The organism is Streptomyces hydrogenans (assembly GCF_014656075.1).
GTDB lineage: Bacteria > Actinomycetota > Actinomycetes > Streptomycetales > Streptomycetaceae > Streptomyces > Streptomyces hydrogenans.
Map to the genome: position 1 here is coordinate 47117 of NZ_BNBS01000047.1, position 12441 is coordinate 59557.

Annotated in this window: 6 protein-coding genes; 4 read left to right on the forward strand and 2 right to left on the reverse strand. The window is 76.5% G+C overall.

The window, feature by feature from the left end:
- The first annotated feature begins 35 nt into the window (after positions 1 to 35).
- A complete protein-coding gene (locus IE321_RS20795; protein WP_043227921.1) occupies positions 36 to 1028 on the forward strand; it encodes a helix-turn-helix domain-containing protein in 993 nt (330 codons plus the stop codon).
- Between the two features lie 19 nt (positions 1029 to 1047).
- Here IE321_RS20795 and IE321_RS20800 read toward each other — a convergent pair whose 3' ends face one another.
- Positions 1048 to 3288: a glycoside hydrolase family 9 protein gene (locus IE321_RS20800; RefSeq protein WP_190224070.1), complete on the reverse strand. Its 2241-nt coding sequence runs from the start codon at positions 3286 to 3288 to the stop codon at positions 1048 to 1050.
- Between the two features lie 468 nt (positions 3289 to 3756).
- On the opposite strand from IE321_RS20800, the gene IE321_RS20805 reads away from it, so the two are divergent.
- A complete protein-coding gene (locus tag IE321_RS20805) occupies positions 3757 to 7191 on the forward strand; it encodes a S8 family peptidase (protein ID WP_190224071.1) in 3435 nt (1144 codons plus the stop codon).
- 92 nt (positions 7192 to 7283) lie between these two features.
- Here IE321_RS20805 and IE321_RS20810 read toward each other — a convergent pair whose 3' ends face one another.
- A complete protein-coding gene (locus tag IE321_RS20810) occupies positions 7284 to 8201 on the reverse strand; it encodes a pirin family protein (RefSeq protein WP_190224072.1) in 918 nt (305 codons plus the stop codon).
- A 179-nt stretch (positions 8202 to 8380) separates the two neighbouring features.
- Here IE321_RS20810 and IE321_RS20815 point away from each other — a divergent pair, with 179 nt between their 5' ends.
- Together IE321_RS20815 and IE321_RS20820 are read left to right on the forward strand one after the other, a co-directional pair.
- Positions 8381 to 8854: a PH domain-containing protein gene (locus tag IE321_RS20815; RefSeq protein ID WP_190224073.1), complete on the forward strand. Its 474-nt coding sequence runs from the start codon at positions 8381 to 8383 to the stop codon at positions 8852 to 8854.
- 53 nt (positions 8855 to 8907) lie between these two features.
- On the forward strand, positions 8908 to 12390 hold the full coding sequence (locus IE321_RS20820; RefSeq protein WP_190224074.1) for an ATP-binding protein: 3483 nt from the start codon (positions 8908 to 8910) through the stop codon (positions 12388 to 12390).
- Positions 12391 to 12441 lie beyond the last annotated feature (51 nt).

The window sequence follows — 12441 nt, forward strand, 5'->3', positions numbered from 1 at the left end:
GTGTCCGGACCGACACGATGGGGTACTTTCGCGCCATGACGCTCCGTCCGCCGCCGCACTCCCCCGCGCCGCACCGGGTCGTGGCCCTCGTGCGGCCGCCGCAGCCGGTCTTCACGCTGGCCTGCGCGAGCGAGGTGTTCGGGGACCACGGTCCGGCGGTCCCGGTCCGGTACGCCTTCGAGGTCTGCGCCGAGGAACCCGGGCCGGTCCGCACCGACGCCGGCTACGACATGCTCGTCGGCCCGGGCCTCGACGCGCTGGAGCGCGCGGACACCGTGCTGGTGCCCGGCTGGACGGGGCCGCCCGGGGCCGAGGTGCCGCCGGACGTGGTCGAGGCGGTGCGCCGGGCGCACGCCCGGGGGGCGCGGGTCGTGGGCCTCTGCGCGGGCGCCTTCGTGCTCGCCGCGGCGGGACTCCTCGACGGCCGGCGGGCCGCCACGCACTGGGCGCGCTCCGCCGAGCTGGCGTCCCGTTTCCCCCGGGTCCGGGTCGATCCGGCGGTGCTGTACGTGGACCACGGCGACGTGGCGACCAGCGCGGGCGCGGCGGCCGGGGTGGACCTCTGTCTGCACCTGGTGAGCGCCGACCAGGGCTCCGCGTACGCGACGCGGATCGCCCGGCGGATGGTGATGCCGCCGCACCGGGAGGGCTGCCAGCTCCAGTACGCCGAGCTGCCCGCGGCCGCGCCGGTCACCGATTCGCTGGCGCCTCTCCTGGAGTGGCTGGGCGAGCGGCTCCACGAGCCGGTCGGCGTCGGCGACATGGCGGCCCGCTCGGGGGTGTCGGCGCGGACGCTGACCCGGCGGTTCACCGAGCAGCTGGGCATCAGTCCGGGGCGCTGGCTGCTCGATCGGCGGATCGCGGCGACCCGGGCCCTGCTGGAGGAGACGGACCTGCCGGTGGAGACCATCGCCCACCGCGTCGGCCTCTCCTCGGCGGTCAACCTCCGGCGCCGCTTCCACGAGGCCCTGCGGACCACGCCGGCCGCCTACCGGCGCGCCTTCCGCGCGCGGCGGGCGGCCGGGTAGGGGGCCGGCGGGGCCGGGCTCAGCGCTGGTCGGCGACGAAGGACGCCATCCAGGTCAGAGCGGCGTTCCAGTTGACGGTGAGTTCGTTGGTGGACCAGGACTGGATGTCGTCGATGTAGCAGAACTGGCCGGTGCAGCCCTGGAGTCTGGCCTGGGCGAGCGGGTCCTGGATGCTGGAGTTGGGGCCGCCGGAGAGCGAGCCGGCGGGCGGCGCGGGCAGCCGGGGGTCGAGCTGGCGGGCGTACCAGCGGCTGTGCTGGTTGTGGGCGGCGACCTCGCCGTAGCCGGTGACGTAGGAGAGGTTCAGGGCGTTGCGGCCGAGGACGTAGTCCATGGTCTGGAGGGCTCCGTCGCGGTACGCGGCGCTGCCGGTGAGGTCGTACGCGGTCGCCAGGACGACGGCGTTGTTGAGGATCTGGTGGGTGGAGCCCCAGTCGTACTTCTGGCCCTCGGGGGCGTACGGGATGCCGTAGGGGTGGGCCTTCAGGGTGGCGAGGTAGCGGTCGGCGCCGGCGCGGACCGAGCGGCGGACCCGGTCGCGGCCGGGGAGGCGGCTGGGGACGGTGGCGAGGTCGAGGCGGGCGGGGACGGCCGTGCTCGCCCAGTCGAAGCCGATGGCTCCGAAGGGGTCGGCGGTGTGCAGCGGCGAGGTGAGGACGAATTCCTCGAACTCCTGCGCGCCGGTGGTGAGGTAGAGCTCGGCGGCGGCCCAGTAGAACTCGTCGGCGACGTTCCGGTCGGCGTAGGTGCCGCCGCCGACGCCGTCGCTCTCCGAGGCGAGGACGTCGGGGTGGGCGAGGGCGGCGGCCCACGCCTTGCGGGCGGCGGTGAGCGCGGTGGCGGCGAAGGCGGGGTCGTACTCCTCGTAGAGGCGGGCCGCCTGGGCGGCGGTCGCGGCGAGGTTGAGGGTGGCGGCGGTGGTCGGCGGGTGGAGTTCGCGCTTCTGGGGGTCGTCGGCGGGCAGCAGGGGCAGGCCGGTCCACTGCTCGTCGTGGATCTTGTGGTGGGCCATGCCGGCGAGGGGTTCGCCGTCCGGGACCTGCATCCTGAGGAGGAAGTCCAGCTCCCAGCGGGCCTCGTCGAGGATGTCGGGGACGCCGTTGCCGCTCTCCGGGAGGGCCAGGGTGCCGTCGCCGAGGGCCTCGGGGCGACCGGTGCGGGCGTGCCGGGCGCGTTCGTAGGTGCTGAGGAGCTGCCAGACGGAGATGCCGCCGTTGACGACGTACTTGCCGTGGTCGCCGGCGTCGTACCAGCCGCCGGAGACGTCCAGGGCGTAGTCGCAGACGCCCGGTTGGCACGGCACCCGGGTGTCGCCCTGGTTGGGGGCGACGCCGACGTGGCCGGCGGCGCGGCCGTAGCCGGGGCGGAGGTCGTCGCGGATGGGGGTGCCGCTGCGCTGGGTGTAGTAGAACTTCGCCGCGTCCAGGCGCAGTCGCTCGTACGCGGCGGTGCCGATGTCGAAGGGACGGCTGGTCTGGCCGTCGGCGACGAGGGTGAGGCCGGTGCCGGGCCTGCGGTGCGCGCCGAAGTCGATCGTGTGGACGTTCTGCCCGGAGGAGGGGTCGACGCCGCGCGGGACGGTCCGGCCGCGGGCGACGACGGTGCCGGCCGCGTCCTTGAGCTGCCAGGGCAGCGGGGTGACGGCCTCGGTGACGAGGGTGGCGTTCTTGGGGCCGCGGGGCAGGTAGGCGACCTGGTTGACGCGGACGCGGGGCCCGGTGTCGGGTTCGTACTTCTCCGGCTCGACTCCGCCCAGCAGGGACACGTCGTCGAGGCAGAACCGCCAGGGGTCGGCGGCGCCGCCGAGCTGGAAGGCGACCTGGCCCTGGGTGGTGTCGACCGGGGAGGCGAAGGTGTACGTGTAGGTGTCGCCGGAGACGCTGAGCTGCGGCACGACCTCGTGGTACGCGTCGTACGGCGCGACCTGGAGGCCGACGACGGCGCGGACGGAGTGGCCCGCGGGGGTGCCGGTGGCGCGGAAGGAGACGCGGTACGACTCGCCCTGGGCCAGCGTCAGGTCGTTCTGGCCGATCGCGGCGTCCCAGCGGTTCGCGGTGCCTCCGGGCACGTCGGCGCAGAGCCCGCCGCCGTCGGTCCCGGCGGTGACGCCGCTCGTCCACCAGGACTCGGTACCGGCGTCGAAGCCGCCGTTCCGCACCTGTTCCACCTCGTCCGCGCCGGCCGGCCCGGCGGGCACCGCGGTCAGCCCCGCCGCCAGCAGGGCGGTCAGGGACAGCAGGGTGGTTCTGCGTCGGTTCACGTCCGGGCTCCTCAGGGGGTCGGTGGGACACATCGCGATGGGAGCGCTCCCAAGGCGGGCGGTGGACATCCTTGTGGGCGGGGCGCGGGGCCGTCAACGGCGCGGACAGGACCGGACCTTCGAGGCCCGGTTACAGCCAATCGGAGAGAGCGGCTCCGGTCGCGGGGCGGCCGGCCGGCGAAAGGCGTGCGCCGCCTGGGCTTCCGCCGCCCCACCGGACGCCGCTGTCGCACAGGCATCGCACGGGTGTCACGGACCCGTCACATCCCCGTCGTCACCCCATCGCACTCGCGCCGCGCGGCATGGCCGGAAACCATGCGCTCACGCCCCGCGCCGCCGGACCGCCGTTGATCACACCCCGGTGACCTCACATACTGCGCTGACCGACAGCGGGCGCCTCTCGCGCCGCTGGCCGGATTCGACCACTCGACCTCATCCCAAGCTCCTGGGGGAGACTTGCGCGCACACGTGCAGAGAGCACGCGCCCTGACGATCGCGGCGGCCACATCGGTGGCCCTGGTGGCGGGCATGACCGGCCCGGCCACGGCGATCACGGCGGACGTCCCGCACGCCGCCGACCCGGCGAAGAACCACGACGAAGCGAAGAACCAGCGGAGTTCGAAGAACCCGAAGGCGACCGGGCCCGGCATCCGGCGCACCGGCGGCGACGCGCGGATCCCGCTCGTCACCGGCGACCACGTGGTGGTGGACGGCGCGGGCCGCATGGTCCGCTTCGAGGCCGCCGCGGGCCGCGAGCACATACCCGTCGAGGTGCGCCGCACCGGCGACAGCACCCTGGTCGTCCCCGGCGACGCCCAGCGCCTGATCACCGAAGGCCGCCTGGACCAGCGGCTCTTCGACCTCGGCGTCCTCACCGACCCGAGGCTGCGAGCCGCCCACCGCGCCGGGCTCCGGCTGATCGTGCAGTACGAGGGCGGGGCCGCCGCCGCGCGGACCCGGGTCCGGACGGCCGGCGACACCGAGGTGCTGCGGAGCTTCCCCGTACTCGGCGCCGACGCGCTCCTCGCCTCCCCGGACGACCTGGCCCGGGTCTGGGAGGCGCTCACCGACCGGCGGCGGGACGGCGCGCGGACCGCCGCCACCGGCATCGGGAAGGTGTGGCTGGACGGGGTGCGCGCGGCGCGCCTGGACCGCGGCGTCCCGCAGATCGGCGCCGACAAGGCGTGGCAGGCCGGCTACGACGGCACGGGCGTGAAGATCGCCGTCCTCGACACCGGCGTCGACGCGACCCACGAGGACCTCAGGACCCAGGTCGTCGGGGAGAAGAACTTCTCCTCCTCCCCCGACGCGGTGGACCGCGTCGGCCACGGCACCCACGTCGCGTCCATCGCCGCCGGCACCGGCGCCCGGTCGGGCGGCCGGTACAAGGGGGTCGCGCCCGGCGCCAAGGTGATCAGCGGGAAGGTCCTCGACGACGACGGCTACGGAGACGACTCCGCCGTCCTCGCGGGCATGGAGTGGGCGGCCGCCGAGGGCGCCGACGTCGTCAACCTCAGCCTGGGCAGCGCCGACAGCCCCGGCGTCGACCCGCTGGAGGCGGCGATCGACCGGATCTCCGCCGAGAAGGGGGTCCTCTTCGCCGTCGCCGCGGGCAACGAGGGCGAGGCGGGCCCCTCCACGGTCGGCTCGCCCGGCAGCGCGGACGCCGCGCTCACCGTCGGCGCCGTCGACCACGAGGACCGGCTCGCGCCCTTCTCCAGCACCGGCCCGCGGGTCGGCGACGGAGGCGTCAAGCCGGACGTGACCGCCCCCGGTGTCGCCGTCACGGCGGCGGCCGCCGCCGGCAGCGCGATCGACACCCGCCCCGGCACCCCGCACCCGGCACCCGGCTACCTCCAGCTGGACGGCACCTCCATGGCCACCCCGCACGTGGCGGGCGCGGCCGCGATCCTCAAGCAGCGGCACCCGCTGTGGAAGGCGGCCGAACTCAAGGGCGCGCTGACCGGGTCGACGAAGGGCGGCGACGGCCTCACCGCCTTCCAGCAGGGCACGGGCCGGATCCAGGTCGACCGGGCGCTGGAGCAGACCGTCGTCGCCGAGTCCGGGTCGCTGAACTTCGGCACGGCGCTCTGGCCGCACGCCGACGACGAGCCGGTCACGCGGCAGCTCGTCTACCGCAACCTCGGCACGGCCGACGTCACCCTCGACCTGTCGGTGGCGGGTCTCGACCCGGCGGGCAAGCCGGCCCCGGCGGGCTTCTTCGCGCTCGGCACCCCGCGCGTGACGGTGCCCGCGGGCGGGACGGCCTCGGTCGACCTCGTCGCCGACACCAGGATCGGCGAGGCCGACGGCACCTACTCCGGCTACGTCACCGCCACCGGCGCGGGCGGCGCGGTCCGCGCCGCCGCCGTGGCCGTGCGGGAGGCGGAGTCGTACGACCTCACGGTCAGGACCCTGGGCCGCGACGGGAACGACGCCGTCAACTTCGCCAACACGCTGACCGGCGTGGCCGGACCGGCCGCCGGCCACCAGGCGCGCGTCGACAACGAGCCGGGCAGCCACACGCTCCGGGTGCCCAAGGGCTCGTACACGCTCAACACGGCCGTCTACGAGGACCCCTCGGACTACACGAAGGGCACCGACTGGATCGCCCAGCCGAAGCTGGACGTCTCCGCCGACACGACCGTCACCGTCGACGCGCGCACCACGCGGCCCGTGGAGCTGACCGTGCCGGGGATCGACCGGGCGGACTACGCGGGCACGTACTACGAGGTCGACACCGAGATCGGGCGGGTCGGCAACGGCTGGGTGCTGCGGGGCCTCACCGGCTTCCGCACCGCCCACCAGGGACCGGCCGTGACCGACGGCTCGATGCTGCAGACGTGGGACGCCCACTTCCTCGACGACGCCGCGAACAGCCAGTACTCGGTGGCCTTCGGCGGGCCGGTGGACCGGGTCGCGACCGGCTACACCCGGCACGTGGAGGCCGACGAGCTGGCCACCCTGAAGGTCGGCCTCGGCGCCTCCGCCGCCGGCAAGACCGCGCTCGCCTCCCCCTACGCGCACCTGCCGGGGGCCCCGGAGGGCAACGGCTTCTCGGCGCCGCAGGCCACGCCGGGCACCCGCACCTTCCACGTGTCGACGGCCGACGGCGTCTCGTGGCTGACCCGCTTCAACCAGCTCGGCGCGCTCGACGAGTGGGGCTACCCGGCCTTCGAGGGCAGCCTGGAGATGCTCCGGCCGAAGCGGTACGAGGCGGGACGGACGTACGGCGAGCGGTTCAACGCCGGCGTGTTCGGCCCGCTCCTGGGCGAGGGCATGGGCGTCTTCCGCACCGCGCCGGACCCGGCGACGGGCGAGCAGCAGCTCGTCGGCGCCGTGCCGCTGCTCGCCGACGGCGCGGGCCACGTGGGCACCTCGCTGTACTCCTCGGCGACGACGACGCTGTACCGCGACGGCGTGCGGGTCGCGGCGAACGACGACCCGCTGAGCGGTTCGCAGCCCTTCGCGGTGAGCGGCGGCGACGCCGAGTACCGCCTGGTGACCTCGGCGGAGCGGCCCGCGGCCGTCGCCGGGGCGTCCACCCGGATCGACACCTCCTTCACGTTCCGCTCGAAGGAGGTCGCGGCCACCACGGCGCTGCCGGTGTCCACGGTCCGCTTCGCGGCGCCGGTCGACCTGGCCACGAGCACCCCGGAGCGCGCGTGGGTCTCGGTGCCGGTGACGGTGCAGGGGGCGGCGGCCGGCCGTAATCTCAAGTCGCTGACGGTCAAGGTCAGTTACGACGAGGGCAAGAGCTGGCAGGCCGTGCCGGTCGTCGGCGGCCGGGTGACCGTGCGGAACCCGGCGAAGGGCGCCGGGATCTCGCTCGCCGCCGAGGTCACGGACCGCCAGGGCAACGCGTCGACGCTGTCGATCCGCAACGCCTGGACCGGGAGGTGACGCCCTCCCGCTGAACGCGCGTCGCCCGAGCCGGCGTCACCATGTGGGGTGGTGGCGCCGGTTCGGCGCGTCCGGCGGGCGAGGGGGCGTGCTCAGCGCGCGTTCCGGCGGGGCCGGAGCGGGGTGGTGGGGAGTTCGGGGGCCGGGAGGCGGTCGCCGGGGTAGCCCGTGACCTCGCCGAAGCGGTCGGAGCCGCGCGCCCAGTCCTCCCGCGCCTGCCGGATCTCGGCGTCGGTGCGGGCGATGAAGTTCCACCACATGACGATCTCCTCCCCGAAGGGCGGGCCGCCGAGGAGGACGGCGCGGGCGCGGGCGGAGGAGGTGTTGACGAGGGTGAGGGCGGCGCGGCCCGGGGCGGTGTAGCCGAGTTCGGCGGGCCGGAGCGCGGTGCCGTCGAGGGTGAGGTCGCCCTCGTCGACGAGGAGGCCGTGCTCGAACTCCGGGTCGACGGCGAGGGTCACGGTGGCGCCGGGGTCGAGGAGGAGTTCGGCGCCGAGGAGGGGCGTGAAGGTCTCCACCGGGGAGGTGTCGCCGGCCAGGGTGCCGAGGAAGACGCGGAGTTCGGCGCCGTCGACGCGGACCGGGCGGGGCGCGTGGTGGGCGAAGGCGCGCGGGGTGTCGCGGTGGGCGTCGGGGAGGGCGACCCAGAGCTGGACGCCGTGCAGCACGGCGGTGTCGGGGGTGGAGACCTCGGAGTGGGCGATGCCGTGGCCGCCGGTCATGAGGTTGATCTCGCCGGGGCGGACGGCGGCGTGGCTGCCGAGGCTGTCGCGGTGCTCGATCTCCCCGCTGAAGAGCCAGCTCACGGTCTGGAGCCCGATGTGCGGGTGGGGGGCGACGTCCATGCCGCCGGACGCGGCGACCGGGTCGGGGCCGTAGTGGTCGGCGAAGCACCAGGCGCCGATCAGGGTGCGGGCCCGCTGCGGCAGCGTGCGGCGTACGGTCATGGCGCGCGGGCCGCCCAGGGGCACGTCCCGGGGCGTGAGGATCTCGACCTTCGTGTCGCCCATCTCCGACCCCTCCTCGTTTTAGTTTCAGATTCAACCATTGTGGGCGACGCCCCGCGCCGCCGCAAGTCCATGATCCACCGGACCGCCGCCACCCCGGCCGGAGCCTCCCGCGCCACCCCTTCTAGAATCGGCTATTCACGACACAAAGGGACAGGAGTGGAGAAGTGCGGGCGTCACGGGTGTACCGGAACGAAGAGCTGCGGAAGACGCTCGTCTTCACCGCCGCGGTCACCTGCTGGGGCGCCGTCTCGCTCGTCCGCACCCTCACCGGTCACTACGCCGGCTTCCCCGACGCGCTCGGCATCGCCTGGCTGGCGATCGCACCCTTCCTCCTCAACGAGGCGTTCGCCCGCACCGTGATCGACGAGGACGGCATCCGCTCCTGGCGACCCCTGGGCCGCCGGTACTACCGCTGGGCCGACATCACCGAAGTCACGACCGAGGTGAAGTACGCCCGCTCGCAGTCCGCCCACCGCGTCCGGCTCCACCGTGCCACCGGCCGCCCCCGCTGGGTCCCCTTCCCCAGCCTGCCCCACCGCGCCTCCGCGCCCTACGTGGACGCCTTCCGGCGCGAGGTCGCGGGGATCGAGGAGACCCGGCGGGAGGCGACCGGACGCGAGGGCACCGGACGGCACGGCACGCGCGGTCGCTGACGCGCGCCACCGGCGACGGCGCCCGGCGGGGCTCCGGCTAGAGTGGCGCCCCGATGAGCAGCGCGGCACCAGAAGACAACGATGTCCCCGGCGGGGGCCGGACCACGGCACCGCTGGTCCGGCTGCGCCTGTTCGGGGGCTTCCGGGCCGAGCGGGACGGCGGGCCGCCGCTGCCCCGCCGCTGGTCGCGGCCGGGCGCGCAGATCCTGGTGAGACTGCTCGCCGTCGCCCCCGGGCACCGGCTGCACCGGGAGCAGATCCAGGAGGTCTGCTGGCCCGACGCGGCCCCCGGCGCCGCCACCAACAACCTGCGGGTGGCGCTGCACGCGGCCCGGCGCGCGCTGGAGCCGGAGCTCGCGCCGCGCGCCGCCTCCTCGTACCTGCTGTCCGAGGGGGCGCTGCTCGCCCTCCATCCCGAGCGGGTGGCGGTGGACGCCGACGAGACCGAGGCACGGTCGCTGGCGGCGCTGGCGGACGGGTCCGAGGAGGCCCTGGAGGCCGCGCTCACCTCACACGCGGGCGAGTTCCTCCCCGAGGACCGGTACACCGAATGGGCGGCGCCACGGCGGGACCGGCTCGCGGGACTGCGGCTGCGGCTCCTGCTCGACCTGGCCGGACTGCGCCTGGGACGCGAGGAGTACGGCACGGCGGCCGACACCGCGCGGCTGGCGCTCGCCGTCTCGCCGGCGGAGGAGCGGGCCCACCAGCTGCTGATGTCGGCGTGCCTGGGACAGGGGCTGCGCGCGCAGGTGGTGCGGCAGTACGAGCTGTGCAGGGACGCCCTCGCCGAGGAGCTCGGCATCGCGCCCTCGGCGGAGACCGAACGGCTCCGGGGGCTCGCGGTCGGACCGCCAGGCCCTGAGGCCGCCCGGGCGCGGGCGGCGGCCCCCCTCCTGCCGGCGGCCGCGCTCGCCGCCGCCCGCGAACCCCTGTACGGGCGGGACGCGTTGCTCACGGAGCTGACCGGCGAGGGGGAGCACCCGGTGGTCCTGGTCGGCGGCGAGGCCGGGCTCGGCAAGACGCGGCTCGTGGGGCACGCGGCCCGGCGGCTGGCCGAGCGGGGCGCGGTCGTGCTCTGGGGGGCCACGCACGACGCGGAGGGGCCGACGCCGTACGGACCGTTCGTGGAGGCGCTGGACGACTGGCTCTCCGGCCGGCCGGCCGTCGAGCGGGCACACTGGGCGGCCACCTGCCCCGAACTGGCGCCGCTGCTCTCGGCGTTGCGCCTGCCGTCCGTCGCGCCGCCGCCCGCCGCGCGACCGGCGGGACCGCTCGGGGCGCTCGGCGCCGAGGGCGCGTACGCCGAGCGGCTGCGGCTCTTCCAGGGCGTGGAGCGGCTGCTGGGCGCGCTCGGGCGGGACGACGGCGCCGGTGGCGTGGTGATCGTCCTGGACGACCTGCACGCCGCCGACCCGGGGACCTTCCACCTGCTGGCGCGGCTCGCCCGACGGGCCGCCGGGTCCGACCGGCCGCCCTGGCGCTTCCTGGTGACCTGCCGCGACGACGAGCCCTTCCCCGGGGACCACGCCACACGGCTCGACGACCTGGTGGACGCCGGTCTGGCCCGCCGGATCGCGGTGCCCCGCCTGGCCCGGGAGGACTCCGACGCCCTGGTCCGCGCCACGCTGGCCGGTCTCGGCCGCCGCCCCGCCGGGGCGGAGCGGCTGGAGGCCGTGTGGAGCCTGTCGCTCGGCAACCCGCTCTTCGCGGTCGAGCTGGCGAGCGCCCCGGAACGGGCGGCGGACCCGGAGACGTCCCCCGGCACGGACCCGGACGGCGAGTCGCCCGTCGAGCCGCCCGCCGGAGTGCGGCACCTGGTGGGGCGGCGGCTCGGCCGGCTCGGCGCCGACGCCCGGCGGATGGCCGAGGTGGTGGCCGCCGCCGCAGGCACGGCCCCGCTGACGGAGGTGCTGGCGGTGGCCCGCGAGGGGCTGCACCCGCCGCTGACGGACGCGGCGGCGAGCGCCGCGCTGGAGGAGGCCGTCGCCGCCGCGCTCCTGACCGAGCAGCGGATCGTCGTCGGCGGCCGGCCCACGACCGGACTCGCCTTCCGGCACCCGCTGATCCGGCGCACCTGCTACGGCCTGCTCGGCGGGCTGCGGGCCCGCCGCCTCCACACGGCCTGGAGCGAGGCGCTGCTGCGCCACCGGCCCGACGACGTCGACGCGCTCGCCGGTCACCTGTGGCGGGCCGAGGACCCGAGGGCGGCCGGGCAGCTGCGGCGGGCGGCGGAGCGGGCGGCCGAGCTGTACGCCAACGAGGCCGCCGACGCGTACTACCGGCGGCTGCTCCCGCTGCTCGCCGGCTCCCCCGCCGAGGCCGCGGAGGCGGGCCTGGACCACGGGACGGTGCTGCACCGGATGTCCCGGCACGCGGAGGCGGCCGCCGTGCTGCGGGCGGCGCTCGACGCGGCCCGGCGGGCGGACGCGCCCGACACTGCGGTGTCGATCGCCGCGCGACTGGCCGAGACGCTGATCCACGCGGGCGAGGGCGCCGAGGCCGGCCGGGTGCTGGACGCCTGCCCGCCGGGCCCCCGTACGGCCCCGGCGGCGACGGCCGCGCACTGGCTGGCCCGGTCGGTGCGGCTCTCCGTGGCGGGCCGGGCGGCCGAGGCGGTGGCACCCGCGGAGGAGTCGGCGCGGGCCGCCGCCGGGCTGCCCGGGCGGGCGGGCGCGCGGGCCAGGGCCCGGGCCCTGGTGCAGCAGGCCACCGCGCTGGGACTGGCGGACCGGCTCACCGAGTCCGAGGAGACCGCGCGGAAGGCGCTCGCGCACGCCTCCGAGGGCGAGGCCCCGGGGGTGGAGGCGGTGGTCCTGTCGGTGCTGCGGGAGAACCACCGCCGGTCGGGGCGGCTGGCCGAGGCGCTCGGCTTCGGGGAGGCGGCGGCACGGCTGGCCGACCGCACGGGCAGCCCCGAGGCGCAGGCGTTCGAGCGGACCAACCTGGCGGAGCTCCACCTCCTGATGGGCCGGCCCGACGAGGCCGAGGAGCCGGCCCGGGCGGCGGAGCGGCTCGCCCGCGAGCAGGCCCACCGCGTCCAGCCGTACGCGTGCGCGGCGCTGGCCCGGCTCCGCGCGGCCGACGCTCCCGGGGAGGCGCGGGAGCTGCTGGCCCGGGGCGAGGCGGTGGCGCTGTGGACCGGGGACCGGCAGGCCCTCGCCGAGGTGCTGCTGGCCCGCTCCGAGCTGCTCATGCGGGCGGGTTCCCCGGCGGCGGCCCTCGCCGACGTGGAGCGTTCGGCCCCGGCGGCGAGGGCCGCGTCGCTGCGCGCCTGGGTGCTGGTCCTCGCGGGCCGGGCGGCGGAGGCCGTGCCCCTGATGGAACGGGAGGCGGCGCGCGCGGAGGAGGCGGGCCGGCGGCTGATCGCGGTGGAGGCGACGACCGTCCTGGCACTGGCGCTCGGCGCGACGGGCGAGACGGCCCGCTCGGAGGGCGCCTTCGCCGCCGCCCGGGAGGCGGCGGCCGCCCTGCCGTACCCGTTGGGGCTGCACCGGATCGAGGCGGCCCGGGCCGACCTCGCGGCGGGTCGCTTCTAGGGCCTGTCTGACCATGGGCGTCGGATCAGGCCGGGTCGTCCGGTGCGTGCG

Coding starts and splice junctions, on each gene's coding strand:
- IE321_RS20795 (WP_043227921.1), top strand. CDS start 36: ATGACGCTCCGTCCGCCGCCGCACTCCCCCGCGCCGCACCGGGTCGTG.
- IE321_RS20810 (WP_190224072.1), bottom strand. CDS start 8,201: ATGGGCGACACGAAGGTCGAGATCCTCACGCCCCGGGACGTGCCCCTG.
- IE321_RS20820 (WP_190224074.1), top strand. CDS start 8,908: ATGAGCAGCGCGGCACCAGAAGACAACGATGTCCCCGGCGGGGGCCGG.